This is a genomic window from Pseudoalteromonas sp. KG3 (genome assembly GCF_030436385.1).
GTDB classification, from domain to species: Bacteria; Pseudomonadota; Gammaproteobacteria; order Enterobacterales; family Alteromonadaceae; genus Pseudoalteromonas; species Pseudoalteromonas prydzensis.
The window spans coordinates 3,202,371-3,227,908 of record NZ_CP098523.1 but is presented as its reverse complement, the minus strand read 5'-3'; the positions used below and the strand labels follow the sequence as shown (position 1 = coordinate 3,227,908).

Below are 25,538 nucleotides of genomic sequence, written 5' to 3'. Positions count from 1 at the left end.
TAGGTTATAGGGGCTAGGAAAACGAACTCTACAACTCAGCTATATGATTCAAAGTCTCAGGGTGGCGCTGTACCAGTTTTAATAAAGTAACAGCTTGACCATTAGGTGCGCTGCGCCCTTGTTCCCAGTTTTCCAGGGTTCTTGCTGATGTATGTAATAAGTTTGCAAAAACCCCGCGCGACATATTAAATGCTTCGCGAATATTGATTATTTCATCGGGTGAAATGGCGAGATCACTCGCGTCACTCACAGTATGAGTGCGTAAGGTTAGCTTACCTTGCGAATGTGCTTAAATATACGTAACTAACGTACACTTATCAAGCAACCTTGCTATCTATCGTCACTATGTCGCGATATAAAACCTGCGACCAATTCGTAGGCGCGGGTTTATCCCGCGTAATTAAAATTTTTTCACAAAGAGGTTATGAGGCGCTGCGCTTTTAGAGAAGTAATTGTAAAAATAGGGCCGAGGTAGTGGCTAGGTGCTAGGCTGTATTCGTCGCTCGAAGCCCGCGCATTTTTCTTCTCATTTACGCTCATTCACTTCTCCTTGTGCAAAAAAATCTTTAAGTGACGAAAGCCGGCGACGAGGTAAACTCGCTACATGGATGGCTAGAAGTGAATACAAAAAAGCGCGGGATCTCTCCCGCGCTTCATTTTTTTGCTTTAGTAATTTTGGTAATTACTTAGCCTGCTGTTTGCTCGTCACGGCTGTGTTTTTTGTCGCCTTTTTTGTGACCTTTTTTACGCATGTGCTTTTTAATTTCTTGGTACTTTTCACGTTGTTCAGCATTTAATACTTGCCATACTTGATGTTGAGTTTTTAGGTTAATTAAGCCAAATTGCTCGCCTTTGGTTTGGCGCTGCGCTAATAACTCTTTTGCTGCGGCTTCATCAAAGGTTGGCATATCTAATAATGCTTGCATTTGTGCTTTATGTGCAGCACGCGCTTGCTTCATCGCGTCTTTGTCAGTACCACGAAGCGCTTTAAATTGGGCTTTTTGCTCAGCGAAAATGCTTTTTAACTGGGTTTGCTGTTGCTCAGTTAAATCTAATTTTTTAACGCCGCGCTCAGAGAGTAAAAAACGTGCTTGTTTATGTTCAAAAGAATGAGCTGGTTTGTGCTGCATGCCTTCTTTTGCCATTACAGCGCCAGTGCCTAAAGTTGCTGTCGCTAATCCACAAATTAATACTAGTTTAGAAACTTTACTTGAAATAGTCATAATAATTACCTTTGGTTGGTTGCGAACTTACTGTGTGTTCAGTTGTTATGTTCACTATAACCAACCAAGTGCAAAGCAACGCAAAGCAATGTAAAGGTTGTGTAAAGGTTCACTTTTAGGCCCGTTAAGGCGTAAAATGAAGTTATTCCAGCGTAGTTAAGGTGAGTAAATGAAACTATTAATGATTGATGATGATACCGGTTTATGTGAGTTACTTTCTGAGTACTTAACTGCGCAAGGGTTTCAAATTGAATGTGTACACGATGGCGAGCAAGGTTTAAAGCAAGCGCTTGAGCATGATTATGCACTCATATTATTAGATGTGATGCTACCAAAGCTCGATGGCTTTGAAGTGCTTAAACAGCTTAGGCAAAAAAAGTTAACGCCGGTGATTATGCTAACTGCTAAAGGTGAAGACTTTGACCGTATTTTTGGCCTTGAACTAGGGGCTGATGACTACATTCCAAAACCTTTCAACCACCGGGAGTTACTGGCGCGGGTTAAAGCCATTACGCGTCGTATTGAGCATATTACCAGTTTAACCAACAACAGCTCTAATAAGCTCAGCGTTAATAATATCATTATTAATTTAGCCGCTCGCGAGGCATCGGTTGATGAACACCCATTAAGCCTAACAGGTACCGAATATGAAGTATTGGCCTTATTAGTTAAACATGCGGGTGAAGTGGTCAGTAAAGAACAAATAAGTGAAGAGGTGCTCGGCAGACGCTTGGCTTCTTTTGATCGCTCTATTGATATGCATGTTAGTAATATTCGTAAAAAAATTGCCGAATTTAATAGCGCCGAACGAATTAAAACCATGCGAGGAACGGGCTATGTCTTTATCCAAGGAGAATAGCAAAACGCATTTTGCTTGGCTTAAGCACCCGAAACACTTTTTATTTTTTAAAATTTTTGTGTGGTTTTGGCTGACGGTGATAGGCACGATAACCGCCTTGGTATTTCTAAGTAATATTGCCACTAATCAAGTTAGCAATGAAGATTTACATGGCCCAATGCTAAAAAATTTGCAATACACAGCAAAAGGTATTGAGCGTACGGTAGTAAAGCACAATAAAGCCGTTGCAGATATTTTAATGCATCCGCGTTTAGCAAAGCGCAAACTGCTGTATTTAAATTCAGATCAGCCTGAGCATTCAATAACTAGCCGCACGCCTCCCAATGAAATTGATTTAAGTTTAATTAATTTCACTAAAAATATGACGCCGCAAATTATTTTTACTGAGTATTACCAAGCATTCGGGCCAATTAAAATAGACCTTCCTGAAGGTACCTTTTACTTATACGAAGTCGACGAAAATCACCAAACGCCATTTTTCGTGCGACTAAGACTCATGCCGATTTGGTTAAAAGTAGTGATAGCACTACTTGCATCGCTAACATTAAGTTTTATATTTAGTCGTAACCTAATTGCGCCAATCAATCACTTAAAACAAGCGGCTGTTAAACTCGCTAATGGCGATTTAACCGCGCGTGCTGACATTGACCCAAACCGACAAGATGAACTGGGCGTACTTGGCCGTGACTTTAATAGTATGGCAACTCAGTTAGAGCAATTGATCAGTGCACAAAAACGTTTACTAGCAGACATTTCCCATGAATTACGCTCCCCGTTAACGCGCTTAAAAATGGCTACTGGCCTTGCGCAAATGCAAACGCCAGAAGCTAACCAAACCTATTTATTACGAATCGAAAAAGAAGCGAATCAGCTCGATAAAATGATAGCTGATGTGCTGCAAGTATCTCGCTTGGAAGCAAACAGCCAAACCCTATCATTGCATCAGCAGTCTTTGCAGGTGATCATAGATCATGTGTTAAATGATGCCCAATTTGAGGCTAAGCAAACTAATAAGCAATTGCTTGTAGAAGGTCAGCTTAATATTGATATTCGTTGTGATGAGAGTTTAATTGCCAGTGCGCTAGAAAATGTATTACGCAATGCAATAAAATATGCGGCACATACAATTACCTTGTCGCTGAGTTTAAGCGATGCAATTTATATAGAGATCAGCGATGATGGCCCGGGTGTTGAACCACAAAATTTAACTAAGCTATGCGAGCCGTTTTTTCGTCAATCTGATGCACGAGATAGAACCAGTGGCGGTACCGGGCTTGGTTTAGCGATTGCTAAAAATGCTATTGCCGCGCATGCTGGCAGTTTAACACTGCATAATAGTCAACCCAACGGGCTGTGCGTGCGTATTGCACTGCCATTGGGTCAACAATAATAATGGACACCATGTTTTACAGTACAGAGCAAAACTTACTTGCCCAACAACCTGAGATATCAACGTTTTTTAAACACAGCGTGTACAAAGATCAACTCACAACGGATAACGGCAAGTTACATTACGCATATGTTGTTCCTGAGCAGGCTAAAGCCGCTGTGGTAATTTGTTCAGGGCGGATTGAAGGGTTAGACAAATACCAAGAACTCATTTGGGAGTTACAGCAAAACAACTATGCGGTTTTTATTATTGATCACCAAGGGCAAGGCCGCTCCTATCGCGCGTTAGCCAACCGCCATAAAGGGTATGTAAATAAATTTAGTGATTATGCTGACGATTTCGCTTTATTTGATCAGCAAATAGTCTGCAAGCACTTTCAAGGTAAAAAAATAATACTCGGCCATTCAATGGGTGGTGCAATTGCGTTTGATTTTTTAACTCGGTTTGAGCATAACTACAGTGGCGTATTTTTATCTGCCCCTATGTTTGATATTCACACAAAAGGCATTCCCAAACCACTGGCTAGATTTGTGGCTTGGCTCGCCTGTAAACTTGGCGGCAAGCAATGCTACGCTTTTGGTCAAAAAAATTATTTGGCTGAGGAATTTTCTATCAACAGTCTCACCAATAGTGAGTACCGCTATAAACTATTTAGAGAGATTTATCGCAGCGATAGCGTGTTACAACTTGGTGGTGTGACTTATGGTTGGTTGCACACCGTGTTTCAATTTATTGATAAGCTAGACCAACAGCTGGCTATTCCACTTTTTATCGCCAGTGCTGAAAACGATACTGTTGTTGATAACCAAGCCCAAGTTGAGCTGGTACATCGCCAAAACAATGCAGTTTTACAGGCTTTTGCTGGTGCAAAACACGAGCTGTTGTTTGAACAAGACTCCATTCGCCAAGCTGTACTTAGCCGTTTTTATCAGTTTTGTGATTCACTGAGTTGAGCACTTGTTTGACTCAGTGACATGGGATCTTGGTGGATCAAAATATCCATTTCGCAATTAAACTCTTGTTGGATCATTGCTACAACTTCATCAGCAACGTAATGAGCACGGATCAAAGGTAGTTGGTCTTCAAGCTCTAAATGCATTTGAATAAACTTAACTTTACCGCCTTGTCGCGTACGCACATCATGGACACCAAAAACATCCTTATGACTGTTGGCAATTAATACGATGCTGGCTTTTTCTTCATCTGGAAGCTCTTTGTCCATTAGATGATCGGCGCTTTGTCTAGCTATGTCCCAGCTGTTATAAAGTAAATAACCAGCCACGCCAATTGCAAAAATAGGATCCGCGTAAAGCATGCCATTTTGGGCTAGTAATATGGCAACTAACACGGCAGCATTTAAAATTAAGTCACCTTTATAATGTACTGAGTCAGCTTTAATCGCGATAGACTCGGTATGCTTTATCACTTTGGTTTGTACATAAACCACCACCAGCGTACAAGCAATGGCAAAAATACTCACCCATACACCCAGCATAGAATGATTTAATACCACCGGATTAAATATTCGTTCAATGCCATGAAACGCTAATAAACAACCAGAGCCGGCAATAAAGGCAGCTTGCCCTAACCCCGCTAACGCTTCAGCTTTACCATGGCCAAAGCGGTGATCGTCATCCGCGGGGCGCAGTGCATACCCTAGCACCATAAAGCTCATTGCTGAGGCGGTAATATCCATCAACGAGTCGGTGAGTGAGCCAAGCATTGATGCAGAGCCAGACGCAAGCCATGCCCAACATTTAGCCGCAATCATCAAGCTCACCATTACCATGGTAACAATACTGGCGGTTTTCACCCAAAATTCATAACTACGCTGATGCACGCTGTTGCCTATGTTTTAAACTGTTTGATTAAAATGAGTATATCATTTTTTTTATTTATTTCGTGTATACTCTCGAACGTCAAAATGTAGATCACCAATAAGGCTCGTTATGCTTGATATCGTTTTATACCAACCTGAAATTCCTCCTAACACAGGCAATATTATTCGTTTGTGCGCAAATACAGGTTTCGCCTTGCACCTAATCGAACCGTTGGGCTTTGAGTGGGATGATAAGCGCGTAAAAAGAGCAGGCCTTGATTACCATGAATTTAGCCATGTGCAACGCCATGCCTCGTTTGCAGCATACCTGGAAAAGTGTCAGCCTAAAAAAGTCTACGCGTGTACCACTAAGGGCAGCCAATTCCATCATCAAGCAAGTTATGAAGCAGGTGATTGTTTAGTATTTGGCCCTGAAACTCGTGGCCTACCAGATGATTTAATTCAATCACTACCGAATGAACAACGCGTGCGTATTCCAATGCAAGCTAACAGTAGAAGCATGAACTTATCCAATGCAGTGGCAGTGTTTGTTTATGAATCATGGCGGCAATTAGGCTTTCCTAACGCCCAGTAAAGCACACAAATAAAGCGCCTAAATCGTTAGGCGCTTAAGCCTGTAAGTTCAGTTACCCGCAATACAATAAATTTCACTTTCACCGATTCGCATTTTATCTATTCCTGCACTACTCTAAATACGTTCTTTTTAAACTTATTCAATGGATTGCAATGCGGTTTATGCTTAAAACATGCTGCCTTATCAGCCTGTTATTTATTGTTAATGTAAACGCGAGTGTGGCTGAATTAAACGCCAACGAGCTTTCTATACCCGCGATTAATGACTTTGCTCAAAGCCCGAGTAACGCGTATTGGCTCGCAACGGAGAAAGGCTTATTTAACTACGATTCAGCGCACCTTTTTAGTAGCAAAACACCACCCTTTTCGTTATTTGCAACGCGTGAAATTTTACAGGTGGCCACCTATAAATCGTGGTTATTAATTAATACTGAGCAAGGCTTAAGCTTAATAAATTTAATAAACAATCAGCTAATTAAACTAACTGATACCCCGTTAAGGCAACAAATATTTAGCACTGTTCACGGTTTTTATTTTCTACACTTAGGGCAAATTTACACAATAAAAGACGAAAAGTTGCATTCTGTATTCGCTTTTTCTGAGCAAATCGTCGAGCTTAAATTAGGTTTTAATAACAGCCTATGGCTGCATTCAGGCAGTGATTTAGCGAGTCGCTTTGATATTGCCAGTAATACGATTATATCCCAGATCACAGCCCCGACAGAGATTAGCCAACTAAGCCCAAGCCAAACATCAACAGCACTGCTGATCACCACCAGTAATAAGCAACACTATCTATTCAATAACACCCCCTCATTAACACCAATAAAGCTCGACCACACTAATATTCAACAACTAAACTTCTTTCAAGAACAACTTTATTACTTATATAATAATCAAGCTTATAAATATGATTTAACAACCAAAAACAGTAAGCCTTTATTTTATAATTCCCCAGCTCGTTTTTTATCGATGAAACAAAATAATGAGCAATTATGGTTGCAAACGACCACTAAAAGTTGGTTAAAGCTTCCTGCAATGCAAATTATTGCAACGCCAATCACCAATAGCCCTGCCCCCAGAATACAGCAATACTTTAAAATGCTGGCGCAAATAAATAGTTATACTGAGGATAAAAAAGTACTCAATATTAATTATTTACGCGATGATAAGTGGGCGGTAACCACCGCTGGCGGATTGTATTTATACAGTGCCCGTAACCAAACGTTTGATTTATTGCTGCAAGAACCAATAAGCACACTGCATTTCACAGCTCCCACAACTTTATGGGTAGCGAGCAAAACACAATTAATCAATTATGATTTTGCAACCCAACAACAAAATTTCACACTGTCAATTAGCAACATTAACACTTTTACAAATCTCAGTGATGAGCAGTATCTAGCAAGTGATGGTCAGCAGTTGTATTACATTAACAAGCAACAAGTCACAGTATTAGCACTGCAAGCTGAGCCTATTGGTGAGATCAGAGATATTTATTATCAACGTCATTCATCGAGGTTGTGGCTTGCGACTACTAATGGTTTATGGCAAACACCTGAAACGTTTGCACAAACAACAAGCATACATTTTAATAAAGTCAGTATGTTTGACACTTCAGCCATTTATAGAGCCCCGCTAAATGCACTATGGATAATCGACTCACAAGCAATCAAACTCTACAAGCCAAGTGCAAATATATGGGTTGAAAATGCCACCCACAGTATGGCCGCAAATATTGATGATTCAATTCGCCACGAGCAATTGCCTGAAGCACAATTTACCGTAAGCTACCGTGACAAAATAATGCTGTTTGCAGATAACAGCAGTACGCTATTAGAAGTACACCCCACGCAAGTAATACCTCAAAATAATTTATTTTCAGTCAGTCATCTAACCTTGCATTACCAAGAAAGTGACCAACACTATTACCACTTAGCAACCAATGCCGTGAATGCGCAACAACCACTGCAAGGCATCTCTGTATGGTTCAGCAGTAATAGTGATTTACCGATGCGGCTGTCTTATCGGCTCGATCCTAATGGGCTTTGGCTGCCGCTACCAAGTTCGCAATCTATGTTGTCACTGGCGAGTAATAAAAACAATATTTACCTCGAAGTTAAAAACCTTAACCAAGTAAGTAGCGAGCCGTTAGTCGTAATGATTAAACACACTGCATTTAGCTTTCCCAACTGGTTCAACTATTTGATTTTAACCGTTGTGTTTATGCTGTTACTGCTGCTAATTATTTATAAATTAAAAAGTGCGGCTAAGCACAATTTAGCTAACGCACTCATGGCGCAATCAAAAGATGCGATTTGGATTGCCAATGAGCATTTTCAAATAACAAATATAAACCAAGCATTTACAACAATTTGTGGATTCACTTTAGCTGATGTTGTAGGTAAAAAACCTAAAGCGTTAACTGTAAATGGTCGCGATAAAAAACTAGAAAGCCTCATCCATAATGATTTGGAAACCGATGGCTATTGGTCTGGGGAAATTTGGAATTTACGAAAAGACGGTCAACCTTATGCATTAGATCTGTCGATCACCAAAGTAAAAACGCCTAACTTGCGCAACAGTAGTGCGCATTATATTGGTTTATTTTCAGACGTAACCGCACGCAAAAACAATGAACGTGCCATGTTAAAACTGACCACCCGAGATGCTGTTACTGGGCTGTCTAACCGGACTATTTTTATTGAATCCGTTAATAAAGCAATTAAAAGCTGCAATAACAACTTCCCTGACTTACTGATTCTTTTTATCGATTTAGATAACTTCAATAAAATCAATGAATCTCTTGGCCATGCTATTGGTGATGAATTACTAAAAGAAGTGGCTGGTAGGCTGTCTCGCAACCTTGATTCTGGCTATACACTCGCCCGCTTAGGCGGCGATGAATTTGCAGTGCTGGTGCCGCCTTATTTATATTCAGGAATGACCATCTTTTTCGCTAAAAAGCTTGCCGACAATATCCTAAAACAGTTTCAAACACCGTTTATGCTTGATGGCATAGAGAGCTTTATTTCAGCCTGTTGTGGCATAGCAGTTTACCCAGAAAACGGCTACAGCAGCGAAGCATTGATGCGCAGCGCCAACAGTGCACTTAACCACGCAAAGAAAATGGGTCATAACAACTACCAGTTTTTTGATAAGTCTAAGCACACCATAGATTCGAATGAACTCAGTAAAGAAAGTGCACTGTTTAGGGCTATCGAAAACCAAGACTTCGAATTATTTTACCAAGTAAAATATAACGCAGATAAAAATCAGATTCATGGGTTTGAGGCATTAGTACGATGGCCGCAAGCTGATGGCAGTATTATTAGACCCGCTGAATTTATTCCTCTGGCGGAGCAAAATGGCGCCATCATTCCTCTCACACTACTGTTAATGAAGCAGTTATTTAAACAGCTCGAATTATGGCGAAATGAACGGGTTAGTTTTGGCAAAGTGGCAATTAATATTTCTGCCCTGCACTTTCAGCAAAATAGTTTAATAGAAACGCTCACCGAATGTTTAACCGACTATGATGTACCAGCGCGCTGTGTAGAGCTGGAAATCACTGAAAGTGCTATGATGGATAACCCCGAATTTGCCCAGCAGCAAATGAGCCGCTTAAAAGCACTTGGTTTTACCATTGCGTTAGATGACTTTGGCACAGGCCATTCATCACTTGGTTATTTAAAGCGTTTTCCTATCGATACATTAAAAATAGATCGCTCTTTTATTAAAGACATCATTGATAGTGAGCAGGACCGAAATATTACCGCAACGATTATCCGCTTAGCGAAATACTTAAAAATAGATGTGGTTGCAGAAGGCGTTGAAACGAAAGAGCAGGCTTACATGCTGCATGTAATGGGTTGTAATACCATGCAAGGTTATTATTATAGCCGCCCGCTTCATGCTGATAAAGTCGCAACTTTTATTGAAGAAAATAACCAGAAAAAACAATCTAGCTTGGGCAATGACTAAACTTTAGTTGTTGCCAGCGTAATGAGTGACACAACGCTGACAACGATACTGAGTACAAAGGTTACTCTGACTTTTGCTCGCGACCTAATAACGCCATCGCCGCTTCTTTCACGTCTTTATTTTCATAAAGTACCTGATAGATTTGCTCGGTGATCGGCATTTCAATGCCAGTGCGTTGTGCAAGTAAATAAACCTCTTTGGTGTTGCGGTAACCTTCTACCACTTGACCAATTGATTCAATCGCCCGTTCAACCCCTTCACCTTTGCCAAGGGCTAAACCAAAGCGACGGTTACGAGACTGATTGTCTGTACAGGTGAGTATCAAGTCGCCAAGACCAGCCATGCCCATAAAGGTTTCAGATTTCGCGCCCAGAGCACAACCTAAACGACACAACTCAGCTAAACCACGGGTGATCAACGCTGTTCTAGCATTAGCACCAAAACCAAAGCCATCAGACATACCTGCACCAATCGCGATTACGTTTTTCACCGCACCACCGAGCTGTATCCCAATAAAATCATTATTGTTATAAACCCGAAATGAACGGCCGCAATGCAGTAGATCGGCAAGCTGTTTTGCAAAAGCGGTTGATGTTGATGATACAGAAATAGCCGTAGGTAAACCCATTGCCATTTCTTTGGCGAAGGTAGGACCCGAAACCACAGCCAATGGCACGTCATCACCGAGTTCTTGCTGGGCAACTTCTTGCAGTAATCTGCCCGTATCTGGTTCTAAGCCTTTAGTCGCCCACGCCACTTGCGCACCATCAAGTAATGAAGGCTTAATTTGCTGTAATGTATCGCCAAATGCATGACTCGGTACCACGACCAAAATAACCTGGCTTGCAGTTACTGCAGTATGTAAGTCGGCTTCAAGATGTAAAGTGTCAGGGAAAGTGACGTCTGGTAGGTAACGTTGATTTTTCCGCTCAGCTGCAAGCGTGGCAACGTCATCGCTATTGCGCCCCCAAAGTGTCACTTGGTGACCGTTTCGGGCTAAACAAATAGCAAGGGCGGTGCCATAAGACCCCGCCCCTAATACTGTAACAGCTGAATTGGCTGTATTCATCGATTATGCGTCTGCAGTTGCCTGTTCAGCTTGCGCTGCACGTTGCTGCATGTATTGCGCGAATAACGCGTCAAAGTTTACAGGTGCAAGGTTAAGCTGTGGGAACGTACCACGGTTAACTAAGTTAGATACCGCTTCACGTGCATATGGGAATAACACGTTAGGGCAGAATGCGCCTAGCATATGTGCAAGTTGTACTTCTTCAATTTCAGCGATAGTGAAAATACCCGCTTGTTGAATTTCACATAAGAATGCAGTTTCTTCACCGATTGACGCTGTTACTGTCAATGCTAAAACAACTTCAAACACACCTTCGTCTAATTTGTTTGAACGTGTATCAAGGTCAAGCTTAACTTCTGGTGTCCATTCTTTTTGGAAAATAGCAGGTGAATTCGGCGTTTCAAAAGACACGTCTTTTGTATAAATACGTTGAATAGTAAATTGTGCGCCAGTTTCTTGTTGTGCTGCTACGTTCTGATTTTCTTCGTTCATGATAATTCCTAACTTTTAATCGTTTTTATAATAAATGTTTAAGCGTTTAACTTTGCGTCAAGCTTGCCTTGGGCTTCAATCGCCATCATGTCGTCACAACCGCCAATATGCTCATCATTAATAAAGATTTGCGGTACTGTGCTCGCGCCACCTGCTTTGGCGATCATTTCATCGCGAAGTTCAGGCTGTACACCGATATCTATATTCTTAAATTGCACACCTTTACTGGTTAGCAATGCCAATGCTCGTTGGCAAAAAGGACAATACGCTTTGGTGTAAAGAACAACATTACTCATAACAATTCCTCTAGCGGCCTAACTAAGTTAATTAGCGACCTGTTGTCGTTGGTAGACCGGCACTTTGCCATGCCCCCATTCCGCCAGACAATACATACACTGATTCAAAACCAGCTTTATGCATGGCAGTTGCGATACCAGAAGCAGTCATGCCTGTGGTGCATACCAATATAATGGGTTTACTCTTAGACTTTTCAAGGCTTGAAAAGTCAGATTGTTTGGCTTTTTCAGGGCTAAGGTGCTCTGCGCCTGCAATACGGCCATTATTAAATTCTTTTTGGGCACGTATATCTACAACAAGACCGTCTTCACGGTTAATTAATAACGTTAGTTGTTGCGGGTTTATTTGACGAATTGCTGAAAACTTACTTTTAAACCAACCGCCGACAATGAGTGCAACCAAAGCAACCCACGCTAAACTTAATATCGGATGATTACCGACAAATTCAATATATTGATCCATGCGTCTTCCACTATGAAAATTGTCCCGCGCCTTTAGCGCTGGGGTTAAACGTAAGGGCAATGCCCTAGCCACGCAAGTATACGTGCTTGATTAGAAATTACCAGAGAGTGAAATATTTTAATATGCAGCTTTGATTGCTGATCATAACTACAAAACACGGTATGCTTAGCTGCAACAGGAGCTAATTTTCAGGAACCAAAATGACACAACATAAAAAACCTCTCGTATTAATGATTTTAGATGGTTGGGGATACCGTGAAGATGCACAAAGTAATGCAATTTTAGCGGCTAATACCCCTGTTTTAGATGAACTTTGGGCAACTCGCCCGCATACCCTAATTTCTGGCTCGGGTTTAGATGTTGGCCTTCCTGATGGGCAAATGGGTAACTCAGAAGTTGGCCACGTCAATCTAGGCGCAGGTCGTGTGGTTTATCAAGACTTTACCCGTATCACTAAAGCAATAGACGATGGTGAGTTTGACCATAACCCAGTGTTAGTTGAAAACATAGATAAAGCAGTTAATGCCGGTAAAGCTGTTCACTTAATGGGTTTACTAAGCCCAGGCGGCGTACACAGCCATGAAGATCATATTCTAGCTGCAATCGAATTAGCAGCAGCTCGCGGCGCAAAAGAAGTGTACTTTCATGCCTTCTTAGATGGCCGAGATACCCCACCTCGCAGTGCAAAGGCGTCGATTGAACGTGTTGAAGCCCTGTTCAGTAAATTAAATTGTGGTCGTCTTGCTTCAATCATTGGTCGTTACTATGCAATGGACCGCGATAATCGCTGGAACCGTGTTGAACAAGCCTATGATCTAATGGTAAGTGGTATTGCACAACATAATTATACTAACGCAGTCGATGCATTAGCTGGCGCTTATGAACGTGATGAAAACGATGAATTCGTTGCAGCCACCACAATCGCGGCACCAGACCAAGAGCCGGTACAAATTAATGATGGCGACACCGTTATTTTCTTAAACTTTAGAGCCGACCGTGCCCGTGAAATGACCCGCGCATTTGTTGATAAAGACTTCGACGGCTTTGCTAAAAAGAAAGCACCAACATTAAGTGCTTTTGTTATGTTGACCGAATACGCCGCAGACATCGACGCTCCAGCCGCTTTCGCCACCGTCCCTTTAACTAATGTTTTAGGCGAATGGTTTGAAAAACACAATAAAACACAACTACGTATTTCTGAAACCGAAAAATACGCACACGTGACGTTTTTCTTCAGCGGCGGCCGTGAAGATGAATTTGAAGGTGAAACGCGCGAGTTGATCCCATCACCACAAGTGGCTACATACGACCTACAGCCTGAAATGAACTCAGAAATGCTCACCGATAAACTTGTTGAAGCTATAAAAAGCGGCAAGTACGACGCAATTATTTGTAACTACCCTAATGGCGATATGGTTGGCCACTCAGGCGTATTTGAAGCCGCAGTAAAAGCCTGTGAAGCGGTTGATCATTGTATTGGTCGTGTTGTTGCTGCCTTACAAGAATTTGGCGGTGAAGCATTAATTACAGCGGATCATGGTAATGCCGAGCAAATGGCTAATCCTGCGACTGGCCAAGCGCATACGGCTCACACCAGCGAACCTGTACCATTTATTTATGTTGGTCGTGATGCAACGCCAAGTGAAGGTAAAGCCTTAAGCGACGTTGCACCTACCATGCTACACCTAATGGGTATGGAACAACCAAGCGAAATGACCGGCACACCGATCATGACTTTGAAATAAACTATGCGTAGATGCGTTAAACATTTAGTTGTTAGTACGTTAATTATGTCTTCATTGGTGGCAGCTTCGGCTGTCGCTAATGAAGACCGTACTAAAAAAGACCTCAGTGAAATTCAAAGTGCGTTAAAGCAAAGCCAAGCCGAATTGGCAGCTCAACGTAAAGACATCGCTAAATCACAAAAAAGCCTTAAGCAGCATGAACTTGATATTGCGAAAAACGCCAAAGCACTGAATATTGCAGAGCAGTCAATTCGCGATACCGAAAAACAACAACAGCAGCAACAGCAACAAGCCGATAAGCTTGAAAAAGAACGCCAAGAGCAACAACAAGCCCTTGCCGCACAAATAAAAAGTGCTTACATGTCCGGTGGGCATGACTATTCAAAAATGCTGTTGAATCAAGAAAATACTGCACAAGTTGAGCGAACATTAAGCTATTACAATTACCTTAACAAAGCACGTATTGAACAAATTGAAGAATTAAAAGCATTACTGCTAGAAATCGAAGCGGTGCAAGCTGAACTTGAAAAAACCAAGCTTCATTTAGTTGCCCTACATAAAGAGCAAGCCAATCGCCAGCAAGCACTAATAGCTGCACAGCAGCAACGTAAAGCAAATATTAGTGAGCTAAAAACCAAACTTAGCTCAACTAAAAACTCTATTGATTACCTAAAAGAGAATGAAAAAACCTTAGTCACAACCCTGCAAGAACTTGAAAAAGAGAAAACGCAAAAGGTTGAACTACTCGGCTTAGCAAGCAGTAAAGGAAAGTTAGACTGGCCAACAAAAGGCAAAATAGAACACAGCTTCGGACAGCGAAAACACGGCGGCATTGACTGGAAAGGCGTATTAATCGGCGCACGAGAAGGCAGTAACGTACAAAGTGTTCACAATGGCCAAGTGGTCTTTGCTGATTGGTTAAAAGGCTATGGTTGGGTGATTGTACTTGATCATGGTGACGGCTTTATGAGTTTATACGGTCATACCCAAACCCTGTTAAAAGACGTGGGCGATATGGTGCGTCAAGGCGATATAATCGCTTTAGTTGGACAAAGCGGCGGACAAGCAAATTCTGGTCTATACTTTGAAATACGCCACAAAGGACGCGCAGTAAATCCTGTAAAATGGTGCAGACGCATTTAAGTGATTAAACAGCTGCACCCCACTGGGAGCAGCTGATGCCACATACACAATTAAAAATACAGCAGTTACAGCATTATGCTTTAACGCGCGCTTATATCAGTTATTTATTCAGTTATTTATTGTTAGCTAGCCTTTTTTTGTGCCTGAGTTTTAATAGCTTTGCGCTTACAACCGTCGGCGATTTAAAAAGCCAGCAAAAAAATGAAATCCTCTTTAATATCCACGCCTATTATGTGGAAGATTTAGCACTGCAACAAAGTTTCGAAAACAACCAACAATTTGAAGCCTTGCTAGCGCAGCTAGACCCCTATTCTAAATACCTTGATGAGCAAGAACTAGAAGCGTTATTTAGTAGCACTAACGGTCGCTATACTGGGCTTGGTATAGAAGTAAAACTGCAAGATAAAAAAATAGTTATTATCAACACCATTAAAAACTCCCCAGCCGCTCAGGCCGGTATACAAAAAGATGATATTGTGCTCGCCATCAATCAGCAAGCGGTAGTGAATAAAGACATCAACCAAGTTGCACAAATGATAAAAAGCAGCGACACCGTAGCAGTCACCTTAACGATCGAACGCACTAACCCAACACAGACACTTGATTTTGAAATTACTCGTTCTGAAATTAACCTAGAAAGCGTGACAAGCTCTCTGTCTGGTTTTGGCATTGGCTATTTAGCGATTAATAGCTTTAGCAACCACACTTTACATGATGTAGCACGACACATAACCATATTACAAAGTAATTATGGCGCAGCACTAACAGGATTAGTAATTGATCTACGCGATAACCCAGGCGGCACATTACAAAGTGCGGTAGCGGTCTCTGATCTGTTCTTACAAAGTGGCACTATAGTGACCACCAAAGGGCGCTTTTATGATGCGAACCAACATTATCGCGCTAAAAAAGGGGATATTTTAAATGGCGCCCCTATTGTGGTGTTGATCAATGAAAACTCGGCCTCAGCAGCAGAAATTTTAGCTGCCGCATTAAAAGACAACCACCGTGCAACGTTAATCGGTAGCCAGTCATTTGGTAAAGGCTCTGTACAGTCGCTGATCCCACTTGGTAATGGTAATACAGCCCTAAAGCTAACCACTGCAAAATACTTTACCCCATCAGGGCAATCAATTGATGGCATTGGCGTAACCCCCGACGTGGCGATTAATCAATCAACCCTTTCACAAATAGATAAAGTAGTTATAATAAAAAATGAACAAGGAAGCGACGATCCGTTATGGCAAAATTCAGCCGCAAGCGATCCTCTGTTATTAAAGGCGCAGCAGCTATTAACGATGAAATAAACGTTGTAGCTCTTAAAAAAAGATAATAAAAATTATAAACGTGAAAAAACTAGCTTGGCTATTATTGGCTATTTGCAGCTTGCCCGCTGTTGCAGCAGGTAAACAAATAGCCATAGTGATTGACGATATTGGTAATCATCAACGCGACCTCGAAACCTTAAATTTACCAGGTAAAATATCGTTCTCGATTTTGCCTCATACCCCTTATTCACAAATTTTTGCTCGCTTGGCCAGTCAATCAGATAAAGAATTATTGTTACATATTCCCATGCAAGCACTGGATAACAGCAAAGCACTTGGCCCCGGCGCACTCACCAGCGATATGAGTAAGGAACAATTACAGCATACACTCGGTAACGCCCTTGCCACACTGCCACAAGTTAAAGGCGTGAATAACCACATGGGCTCAGCACTAACCCAAGAAAGCCAGCCTATGAAATGGACCATGGAAGTGCTAAAAAAGCGCAACCTGTACTTTTTAGATAGCCGCACTACCGGCCTAAGCCAAGCGCAAAACGTCGCTAATTTATATGGTGTAGAAAATGTTGGCCGCCATGTATTTTTAGACAACATCATTAACGAACAGCAACTGCAATTTCGCCTCAACGAACTAAAATATAAAGCCGAGCGTTACAACTTCGCCATCGCGATTGCCCACCCTTATCCTGAAACTATCGAATTTTTACAGCGCAAGCTACCAGAGCTTGAACAACAAGGCTTTGAACTGGTGCCGCTATCGCAGCTGGTAGAGCGTAAATATATACAACTCGCGCAGGCAGAAAGTAAAGGAGTGAGTGCGAGGTAAGCTTTAAAGTTACAAGGGAAAAGGAGCGAGGTTCTAGGTTCTAGGAAAACAGAATAGTCCGTCGTTAAATTAACTACCGAAGGTTGTGGTTGAGAGCAACGAAACCCAACGATGTAATAATAAAATTGTGTGGCGGCTTAGAGTAAAACGCAGATTTGATTTCTAGAGTTGAATCAAATCTGGCAATGAATTGCCGATTTAAAACTATATTTACCTGTTTCGTGCTAAAAGCTTTTCTAACTTCTGCTCCGCTACTTTATCATCTATTGATAAAGCCTTATATTCATCAATAAGCTTTGTTAAACCTGAATTTTTTTCACCACGAAAATATTCAATATTACGTTCTATTTTCTTCAAGATCTTAATTAGGCTAACATCATTAACTAGAGAAACATCTTCTTTGTCAGCAAATAGGTTTTTCTCTTGCGGGAAGTTCACAAAGTAACGTAAACCACGTTTACCTTCACCTGACGGGTAAAGTAAGCCATTATCAACTAATGATTTTAAATCCCTCGTTGCGGTTGCTGGTGGCGCCCCGGTAATAGCTCGATATTTTTCATTAGTTAAACCATCACGCACAAAGCCGTCAGCGCCTACTGTGAAGATTTTTTTCATCACCTTCTCTTGGCGTTGGTTGAGTTTGACCTCTCCATATTCAGCCCAAAATTTTGATTTTTGCAATACAAATTCAACGGACTCAAGCGATTTATCTTGCGAAGCTCTAACCAGCTCAACAAACCACGCTATCCACTCATTAATTTGTAAGCCAGTATTAGTATTTCTAAGCTTTTGATAGTATTGCATTCGATTAGTATTAATCATGCTCGACATACTAAAAAGCGGGGGTCTCGAAAAATCTTGAAATAACGCATGCTCAGCTATGGCTCTTCCAACACGGCCATTACCATCTTGAAACGGATGAATAGCGACAAACCATAAATGAGCAACAGCTGCTTTTATAGGACCTGAACAATTGGCGTTGTTATACCACTGTATAAAAGCATCCATTTCATGTTCAACCTCTGTACGATTATTACCGGGTGCTTTGTAGATGATTTCACTGTCGCCGTATAAGTCTTCTCTTATTACATCAATAGGCGAGTCTCGATAATCACCTTTAGTAATAGGATTTACATAATAATCTTCACTGCCGTGTAACAGCTGCGTGTGCCAATGACAAAGCAAGGTTTTAGACATAGCGCTTTTAATGTTTTTACGCACATCAACAAGCATCGCCGCAATGCCTTTTTCTTTAGGGAAGTAACCACCACGCTCTGGCTCTTTTAACCCCAGGAAACGAGCAACCGATGAGCGCACCTCTTCACGGTTAAGTTTTTCACCTTCAATGGCACTGGTGCTTAATGCTTCTTCCACCAGTAAGTGGACAAATGCATCGTTATGGTCATTTGACGGTATTTGCGATAATGCCCCTTCAATGCTGTAGGCTTTTTTTGAATACTCGCTGACACTTGCCTCAAAGCGTGTCACATCATATTCAAATTTAGGCCAATTTTTTTGTTGCCAATGATACATCTGATTTAAACCTTTGATAGTTATAAATCACTTTATATCGAATTATGATTTAAAAGTCCATATTTTATGAATCATATGGAGAGTGATTTTGATTTATAAAGTGAAGATGTATGAATCAACTCAATCCTTTTAGGCAGGATTGAGTTATTTAAACGTCCGCTTTCGGCTCAGGCTGTGTGAAACTATTGATCACCTTTTGGTCTAAGTACAGATTGGTTATGATTAATTAGTCTTAGCGAACGATCCAAGTCAGAGGCTAAATTTAGTATTATTAATTGGCTAAAATATCCCCAAAATTAGTCTTTTATATATCAATGAATTAATAGTATTAAAAAATGTGGGAAGCGAGGGAACATTCATGGTGTTTTGTGATCTTATGAATCGCTTAAAAACAACAGAACTAAACACCATGCCTCCATTTTCATGGCTTTCAAACCAACTACAAAAGACAGTTACTTATTTTTCATAAAATTTATTTAGCGAGAAAGTTTCAATTCCCAATGAATCCGAGCCATCAAAAGATGGTACATAATGTATAACAAGAGTGTCCCCATCAACAAATAAAGTACCTGTCACGTAATTAACTTTAGCTTTAGTTACTTTATTAACCTCCCCTCCGTCCATGGTAATATAATAAATATAGTCATCAACAGAATACAACAAGTTATTATTATGTGCTGCAATAACAAATTCATTATTCATCCCAGTAGTACCTGAGAGCGACATAACCAACCCTAAATCTTTAAGTTCAGTTTCTAGAGCTGTGATTTTATAAAGTCCACCACTACCGCTCAAATAAACTGAACCATCCAATTCCTGCATATCAAATGAAGAAATAACCCCATCATATTTGTAGTGTAGCTTATCTAAACTAACACCAGCGCTATCAAGAAGGTTAAAACTGTATTCTGAATCTAAACTTTCATGTACAAGCACGGTTCCATTATTAAGTAATAAAAAACCATTAATTAAATTCTTGGTAGTATAAAATTTTATGTCAGCGAACTCACCACCATTCGAACAGGTTTTAACAATAGAGGAGGTACTTTCATCATCCCTTTTCGACTTCCAGAAAAAGCAATTTCCTTTTGCCTGTAAATGTGAAATTGAAGACGGAGGTATTTCTGACGCATATACTAAATCAAACACATCATTGTGGTATGTATATACTTGAATCCCCTCGGTAGAGTCATCTAATGCCAAATAGTTTTCAGAAGATAATGCTGTAAAAGTCGGTGATATTTCAGGGTGCTCACGTTTATACTCAATATACCCTTCATTTAATTTTATTAAATTACCATTTAGTGAGTTAGATACTAAAACTTCGTTATCAATTTTTGTAAATGTGCTATGCGGACCACTTACCCAAACCCCATCAATTTTATCTAAAGTTATTTCAGAAACAGGAAGGTCAATTTCAAAATTCTGAACATTTTCAACAATGGGGCCATTATCCCCCCCATCAACAATCGGAGTATCTTCTTGCGCCGTACCTTTACTACTCGACCCTCCACAGCCAGTAACTAGCAACCCGAAGAGTAGCGCTATTAATACATTTTTTATCATAAGTTCCCTTTAAAATTATGAGTTAAACCACCTCATTTTATGAAGTTCATTTCTTGCAAGCATTAAATACGCCAAAATTTGACAACATAATCTAGTGCAAATATTCAAGATTTTTTTACTTTTTTAACATACAGAAAACTATGATGCCGAACGGCCGAGTCTGGGCATATTCAAAACTGTCAATAAGTCAAAACTTTGTAGTTTATAGGTTTGGATATTTTTCGTTGGATTTGCGCGCTCAAACCAACCTAGGTTGATAATTTTAAAGCGCAGTGCCTCTAGACCAATTTACTTAAAGCTCTTTTCTATAATGTTTCGCAACAGGGCAAGAAAATAACGCTGGCCACGTTTGCCACTTAAAACTTTCATCGTGCTTATAACTTATCACTTAAAACTTATCGCTTCCCTTAAAGCAAAAAGCCCCGCATTTTCATGCAGGGCTTTAATAATTTTGCAAAGCTGATATTAGCTCATTGCTGTTTGTAGCTTTTTCATCGCTGTTTTTTCTAGCTGACGAACACGCTCTGCAGATACGCTGTATTTTTCAGCCAGTTCTTGCAGTGTTGCCTTGTCATCAGATAACCAACGAGCGCTAACAATGTCTTGCGAACGTTCATCTAGGGTTTTTAATGCGCTAAATAAACGCGTGTGTGACTGTTCTTGCCATTGCTGCTGCTCAATGTCATCAGCTAAGTCTGTAGAACCATCAGTTAAATACTGTACCGGTGAGTAAGTACTTGTTGGTGCGTCATCGCTGTCGTCACCTGTTAAATCAAAGCCCATGTCTTGGCCGCTCATGCGCGATTCCATTTCACGTACTTCTTTTTCACTCACACCTAGCTCATTCGCTACAGTGGCAACTTCAGCTTGGTTAAACCAACCTAAACGTTTTTTGTTCTTACGAAGATTGAAGAACAATTTACGTTGCGCTTTAGTGGTCGCAACTTTTACGATACGCCAGTTTTTCAGTACGAATTCGTGTATTTCAGCTTTTATCCAATGCACTGCAAATGAAACCAGACGTACACCCACTGATGGGTCGAAACGTTTTACAGCTTTCATCAGGCCGATATTGCCTTCTTGGATCAAATCAGCTTGTGGTAAGCCGTAGCCTGAATAGCCTTTCGCTATATGTGCCACAAACCGAAGGTGAGACATGATGAGTTGCTTTGCAGCGTTAAGATCGCCATCTTCCTGTAAGCGAGTCGCCAACTCTTTTTCTTGCTCAGCACCTAGCATAGGTATCGTGCTTACCGCTTGAAGGTAGCCGTCCATACTTGCGCTTTGCTGTCCAACTGTGAGTGCCATTGCGTATAAATCTTTACTCATTTTTCACCTCGGTGATAAACATTTGAAACCATCTTAGCACTCTTTTACTTAGAGTGCTAACTTCAATTTAAAACTTTTTTTAGATTGAAGCAAGTGGTTTTTTAGTGTTTTTTTATTCTACTTTAAACGCCTGAATAAGCGATGAATTCTAGCTTTGCGCTTAGTTGGTTAGTTGGTTATGGTAAAGCTCTTCACCACAACCAACTTAATCAATGATTATAAACAACTATTGTTACACTTTATCGGGTTCGATTTCTTTAATGTAACGATTAACCGATAAATAAGAGCCTATAAATCCTAAGCTGGTTGCCAGCAATACCAAAGCACCAAACTCAGTTATACTTAAACCAATTAAGTTAAAGCTCGTTTGATACACGCCTGCCACTTCTGATACCGCAGAGCCAAGCCACCACATCATTAAAGCAACGCATATAAATGCAAACAAACCACCGACAATACCATACCAAATCCCGGTCCATAAAAATGGCGCATGAATAAAGGTATTGGTTGCGCCTACTAATTTCATCACTTGGATCTCTTCTTTTTTATCCATAATTGATAAGCGGATGGTGTTACCGATGATCAAGGTAACCGATGTTAGTAATAGCAAGGCAATGGTAATGACGCTTTCTTTTAATAAGCTGAGTAATGCATTTAAGCGCTCAAGCCAGGCAATATCTAATTTACCAAAATCAACTTCGCGCTCTGCTTCAAGCTTTTTTAATAATGCTTGCGCGGCGTTAGGCTGACGATGACGAGAAGTCGGTGTCACAATCACCACATCTGGCAGTGGATTGCTATCTAAATACTCAAGTGCTTGGCCAAACCCGGATACTTGTTTAAATTCGATGAGTGCATTTTGCTTTGAAATAAAGCTGACATTGTCTATTTCGGGATACAGTGCTAATCGTTTAACAAGCGTTTGTGTTTCTTGCTCACTCATAGACTCTTTAACAAATAATGATATTTCTGCCGCTTCTTCAAAGCCGCTACTTACTTGCTGCACGTTTTTAACCACTAAATACAAGGTTGCTGGCAAGGTTAAACTCAACCCCAGTACCGCGATGGTCATCATTGATGCCATGGGTGTACGCCACATTTCACCTAGGCTATGTACGCCTTGGCGAAAAATATTCAGCACAAAAAAATAGCCGGCTGCAAATAGTGATTTTTTAGCACGCTCATTTTGGCTTTTTCGGCCTTTAAATAACAAGCTCATAGAGTTGCCTCTGCCAATGGATCTTGGCTCATGCGGCCATCTTTTAAGGTTAAGCTGCGGTATTTCATCCGTGAGATCAGTCCTAAATCATGGGTAGCAATAAGCACTGTAGTGCCATGATTATTAAACTCTTCAAACAACCGTAAGATATCCATTGAAAGCTCAGGATCTAAATTACCTGTTGGCTCATCGGCAAGTAATAGTGGCGGAGAGTTGACGATTGCACGGGCGATACCAACACGCTGTTGTTCACCACCAGAGAGTGTTGACGGGTGGCATTTCACTTTGTCGAGCAAACCAACTTTGTCCAGCGCACCGTGAACACGCTTTTCAATTTGCTTATGATGCGTGCCCTCAATAATCAATGGCAAAGCAACATTATCAAAAATAGTGTGACGCTCTAATAAACGATGGTTTTGGAAGATAATCCCAATATCACGACGAACATACGGTATTTGCCGCGATTTAACTGCATTTAAATCAACGCCATTAATGAAAACGTGTCCCGCAGATGGGCGTTCCATTAAGCTTATTAATTTAAGCAAGGTACTTTTACCTGCGCCACTGTGGCCCGTTAAAAAAGCGAGTTCACCTGGTTTAACATGAAAATTAACTTTTTCCAGCGCTCGATGACCACCGGGATATGTTTTACTGACTTGCTGAAAATTTATCATTTTAGTTATCAATCATCCGCAGCTAAAAAGGGAGCAAGCTCCCTTTTGAAAGTTAAACTTCGTCCTCATCTTGGCTAAATAGCGCATCAATGAAGTCATTACTATTAAATGCGCGTAAATCTTCAATACCTTCGCCCACACCAATATAGCGGATCGGAATATTAAATTTATCGGCCACAGCGAAGATAACCCCACCTTTGGCTGTCCCATCTAACTTAGACAAAGTGATCCCAGTAAGGCCAACACATTGATTGAATAAGTTAACTTGGCTAATAGCATTTTGCCCGGTTCCAGCGTCGATAGTTAGCATCACTTCGTGTGGCGCATCGGCATCGATTTTTTTCATCACGCGAGCTATTTTTTCAAGCTCTTGCATTAGGTTATCTTTATTTTGCAAGCGCCCAGCTGTATCAGCAATTAATACATCTATATTACGTGCTTTTGCAGCTTGAAATGCGTCAAATACCACTGAGGCGCTGTCGGCACCGGTATGTTGTGCGATTACTGGGATTTTATTACGCTCACCCCACACTTGTAATTGCTCAACAGCAGCGGCACGGAAGGTATCACCCGCCGCTAGCATGACTGACTTACCTTGATCTTGAAATTGTTTAGCAAGTTTACCAATGGTGGTGGTTTTCCCAACGCCGTTAACACCCACCATTAATATAACAAATGGCTTTTTATCTGCTGGAATTTCCAATGGTTGTTCGGCTGTTTTAAGCATCGCAGCCATTTCTTGCTTCATTAGCTCATACAGCGCGTCACCATCTTTTAATTGCTTACGGTCAGCGGCATCTATAAGACGATCAATCAGCTTCATGGTGGTATCAACACCTAAGTCGGCTGTTAATAGCTGGGTTTCAAGATCTTCAAATAATTCATCATCAATTTTCTTACCGGTGAAAATCGATGCAAAGCCAGAACCTAAGTTTACTTTGGTTTTTAATAGGCCTTTTTTAAGACGCGCAAAAAAGCCTTCTTTTTTAGGTTTTTCAGCTGTTTTAGCTTCCTCAGCAGCCAGCTCTGCTGTTAATCGCTCTTGCTCTACACGTTCAGCTTCCGCCTCTTCTGCAGCAATACGCTGTTGCTCTGCACGTTCGGCTTCTGCCTGCTCTGCGGCAATGCGCTGTTGCTCTACACGCTCGGCTTCTGCTTGCTCTGTGGCAAGTCGTTGTTGTTCTATACGCTCAGCTTCTGCTTTCTCTGCGGCAAGTCGTTGTTGCTCTACACGTTCGGCTTCTGCTTTCTCTGCGGCAACACGCTCTTGTTCTGTACGCTCAGCTTCTGCCTTTTCAGCGGCAATACGTTCGGCTTCACGTTGCGCTTGCTCGGCTGCTTGTTGTTCTTGCTCTGCTTTCTCAGCTGCGGCTAATTCAGCTTCTGCAATTGCGACACTTTCAGCTTCCGCCTGCTCTGCAGCAATACGTTCTTGCTCTACACGCTCTGCCTCAGCCTTTTCTGCTGCAATACGTTCGGCTTCACGTTGCGCTTGCTCGGCAGCTTGCCGCTCTTGTTCTAGTTGCATTGCCTCTTGTTGCTGAGCTAAACGAGCGGCTTCATCGCGGCGTTGCTGCTCTGCTTTTTCGGCCGCAGCTAATTCAGCATTTGCAATCGCTACACGCTCTGCTTCTGCTTTTTCTGCGGCAATACGCTGTTGCTCTAAACGCTCAGCTTCAGCCTTTTCTGCAGCAATGCGCTGTTGCTCTACACGCTCAGCTTCTGCCTTTTCTGCGGCAATGCGCTGTTGTTCTGCACGCTCAGCTTCGGCCTTTTCTGCCACAATGCGCTCTTGCTCTAAACGCTCAGCTTCAGTGTTTTGCTCTGTTTGTTGATTTTTATCTGACTTACCAAAGCCGAACCAAGACAGGAATTTACTTTTTTTTGCCATACTTGCTAATAACCACTTATAAAAATCTGATAAACTAACGGTAATAATTTGTGAATTCGCTGCTTTACATTAAAGCCAAGCCGCTCATAATCACAATATATTGTCTAAGACGCTCATAGTAACACTTTTAGTGCAGT

21 protein-coding genes and 1 pseudogene are annotated in these 25,538 nt (G+C 41.2%); 9 read left to right on the top strand and 13 right to left on the bottom strand.

The features are described from left to right. Nucleotides 1–28: 28 nt before the first annotated feature. Both NDQ71_RS15205 and NDQ71_RS15200 read right to left on the bottom strand, forming a co-directional pair. Nucleotides 29–286 (bottom strand): annotated as a pseudogene (locus NDQ71_RS15205) (helix-turn-helix domain-containing protein); the annotation flags it as partial. Between the two features lie 400 nt (nt 287–686). Continuing rightward, nucleotides 687–1,223 (bottom strand): Spy/CpxP family protein refolding chaperone, encoded by a 537-nt coding sequence (locus tag NDQ71_RS15200; RefSeq protein ID WP_064665464.1) that lies wholly within the window; start codon nt 1,221–1,223, stop codon nt 687–689. 169 nt (nt 1,224–1,392) lie between these two features. Between NDQ71_RS15200 and NDQ71_RS15195 the strand changes: the two genes are divergently transcribed. Genes NDQ71_RS15195 through NDQ71_RS15185 form a run of 3 tightly spaced genes read left to right on the top strand, consistent with a single transcriptional unit; the run spans nt 1,393 to nt 4,425 of the window. Continuing rightward, nucleotides 1,393–2,082 carry a response regulator gene (locus NDQ71_RS15195; RefSeq protein WP_064665463.1) on the top strand — a complete coding sequence of 230 codons (690 nt, stop codon included), beginning with the start codon at nt 1,393–1,395 and terminating at the stop codon, nt 2,080–2,082. After that, the gene (locus NDQ71_RS15190) at nt 2,060–3,472 is read left to right on the top strand and encodes an ATP-binding protein (protein WP_192542837.1); all 1,413 of its coding nucleotides are present in this window, start codon (nt 2,060–2,062) and stop codon (nt 3,470–3,472) included. The genes NDQ71_RS15195 and NDQ71_RS15190 overlap by 23 nt, the downstream gene beginning before the upstream one ends. 11 nt (nt 3,473–3,483) lie before the next feature. Then, nucleotides 3,484–4,425, top strand: a complete 942-nt coding sequence (locus NDQ71_RS15185) for an alpha/beta fold hydrolase (protein WP_301562676.1) — start codon at nt 3,484–3,486, stop codon at nt 4,423–4,425. On the opposite strand, the gene NDQ71_RS15180 is transcribed toward NDQ71_RS15185, so the two are convergent. After that, nucleotides 4,401–5,312: a cation diffusion facilitator family transporter gene (locus NDQ71_RS15180; RefSeq protein WP_084448039.1), complete on the bottom strand. Its 912-nt coding sequence runs from the start codon at nt 5,310–5,312 to the stop codon at nt 4,401–4,403. The genes NDQ71_RS15185 and NDQ71_RS15180 overlap by 25 nt on opposite strands. Nucleotides 5,313–5,421: 109 nt before the next feature. Between NDQ71_RS15180 and trmL the strand changes: the two genes are divergently transcribed. Continuing rightward, entirely contained in the window at nt 5,422–5,886 is a 465-nt protein-coding gene (gene trmL, locus NDQ71_RS15175) for a tRNA (uridine(34)/cytosine(34)/5-carboxymethylaminomethyluridine(34)-2'-O)-methyltransferase TrmL (RefSeq protein WP_283709381.1), read from the top strand. 218 nt (nt 5,887–6,104) lie between these two features. After that, a complete protein-coding gene (locus NDQ71_RS15170; RefSeq protein ID WP_301561793.1) occupies nt 6,105–9,869 on the top strand; it encodes a bifunctional diguanylate cyclase/phosphodiesterase in 3,765 nt (1,254 codons plus the stop codon). 61 nt (nt 9,870–9,930) lie between these two features. Here NDQ71_RS15170 and gpsA read toward each other — a convergent pair whose 3' ends face one another. From gpsA to NDQ71_RS15150, 4 genes are read right to left on the bottom strand one after another with little or no spacing between them, the layout of a single operon-like run. After that, the gene (gene gpsA / locus NDQ71_RS15165) at nt 9,931–10,938 is read right to left on the bottom strand and encodes an NAD(P)H-dependent glycerol-3-phosphate dehydrogenase (protein ID WP_283709384.1); all 1,008 of its coding nucleotides are present in this window, start codon (nt 10,936–10,938) and stop codon (nt 9,931–9,933) included. Between the two features lie 3 nt (nt 10,939–10,941). Then, a complete protein-coding gene (gene secB / locus NDQ71_RS15160) occupies nt 10,942–11,430 on the bottom strand; it encodes a protein-export chaperone SecB (RefSeq protein ID WP_064665458.1) in 489 nt (162 codons plus the stop codon). Between the two features lie 38 nt (nt 11,431–11,468). After that, nucleotides 11,469–11,726, bottom strand: a complete 258-nt coding sequence (gene grxC, locus NDQ71_RS15155) for a glutaredoxin 3 (RefSeq protein ID WP_064665457.1) — start codon at nt 11,724–11,726, stop codon at nt 11,469–11,471. Between the two features lie 31 nt (nt 11,727–11,757). Beyond that, nucleotides 11,758–12,189, bottom strand: a complete 432-nt coding sequence (locus NDQ71_RS15150) for a rhodanese-like domain-containing protein (RefSeq protein WP_064665456.1) — start codon at nt 12,187–12,189, stop codon at nt 11,758–11,760. 200 nt (nt 12,190–12,389) lie between these two features. Between NDQ71_RS15150 and gpmM the strand changes: the two genes are divergently transcribed. Genes gpmM through NDQ71_RS15130 form a run of 4 tightly spaced genes read left to right on the top strand, consistent with a single transcriptional unit; the run spans nt 12,390 to nt 17,189 of the window. Further along, complete coding sequence (gpmM, locus tag NDQ71_RS15145; protein WP_301561792.1) at nt 12,390–13,934, top strand: 2,3-bisphosphoglycerate-independent phosphoglycerate mutase; 1,545 nt, start codon at nt 12,390–12,392, stop codon at nt 13,932–13,934. 3 nt (nt 13,935–13,937) lie between these two features. Continuing rightward, complete coding sequence (locus NDQ71_RS15140; protein ID WP_301561791.1) at nt 13,938–15,077, top strand: murein hydrolase activator EnvC; 1,140 nt, start codon at nt 13,938–13,940, stop codon at nt 15,075–15,077. Nucleotides 15,078–15,112: 35 nt separating this feature from the next. Continuing rightward, nucleotides 15,113–16,384 carry a S41 family peptidase gene (locus NDQ71_RS15135; protein ID WP_301561790.1) on the top strand — a complete coding sequence of 424 codons (1,272 nt, stop codon included), beginning with the start codon at nt 15,113–15,115 and terminating at the stop codon, nt 16,382–16,384. A gap of 40 nt (nt 16,385–16,424) precedes the next feature. Then, nucleotides 16,425–17,189 carry a divergent polysaccharide deacetylase family protein gene (locus NDQ71_RS15130; protein ID WP_301561789.1) on the top strand — a complete coding sequence of 255 codons (765 nt, stop codon included), beginning with the start codon at nt 16,425–16,427 and terminating at the stop codon, nt 17,187–17,189. 210 nt (nt 17,190–17,399) lie between these two features. Here the strand turns inward: NDQ71_RS15130 and NDQ71_RS15125 are convergent, their stop codons facing one another. From NDQ71_RS15125 to ftsY, 6 genes are all read right to left on the bottom strand, one after another. Beyond that, nucleotides 17,400–18,722 (bottom strand): Fic family protein, encoded by a 1,323-nt coding sequence (locus tag NDQ71_RS15125; RefSeq protein WP_301561788.1) that lies wholly within the window; start codon nt 18,720–18,722, stop codon nt 17,400–17,402. A 456-nt stretch (nt 18,723–19,178) separates the two neighbouring features. Beyond that, the gene (locus NDQ71_RS15120; protein ID WP_301561787.1) at nt 19,179–20,288 is read right to left on the bottom strand and encodes a hypothetical protein; all 1,110 of its coding nucleotides are present in this window, start codon (nt 20,286–20,288) and stop codon (nt 19,179–19,181) included. 465 nt (nt 20,289–20,753) lie between these two features. Further along, a complete protein-coding gene (rpoH, locus tag NDQ71_RS15115; protein WP_192542429.1) occupies nt 20,754–21,617 on the bottom strand; it encodes an RNA polymerase sigma factor RpoH in 864 nt (287 codons plus the stop codon). 232 nt (nt 21,618–21,849) lie between these two features. Next, on the bottom strand, nt 21,850–22,836 hold the full coding sequence (gene ftsX, locus NDQ71_RS15110) for a permease-like cell division protein FtsX (RefSeq protein WP_301561786.1): 987 nt from the start codon (nt 22,834–22,836) through the stop codon (nt 21,850–21,852). After that, nucleotides 22,833–23,510, bottom strand: coding sequence for a cell division ATP-binding protein FtsE (gene ftsE / locus NDQ71_RS15105; RefSeq protein WP_064665448.1), 678 nt, complete (start codon nt 23,508–23,510; stop codon nt 22,833–22,835). Before ftsE ends, ftsX begins: the two co-directional genes overlap by 4 nt. 52 nt (nt 23,511–23,562) lie before the next feature. After that, complete coding sequence (gene ftsY, locus NDQ71_RS15100; protein ID WP_301561785.1) at nt 23,563–25,401, bottom strand: signal recognition particle-docking protein FtsY; 1,839 nt, start codon at nt 25,399–25,401, stop codon at nt 23,563–23,565. Nucleotides 25,402–25,538: the final 137 nt, after the last annotated feature.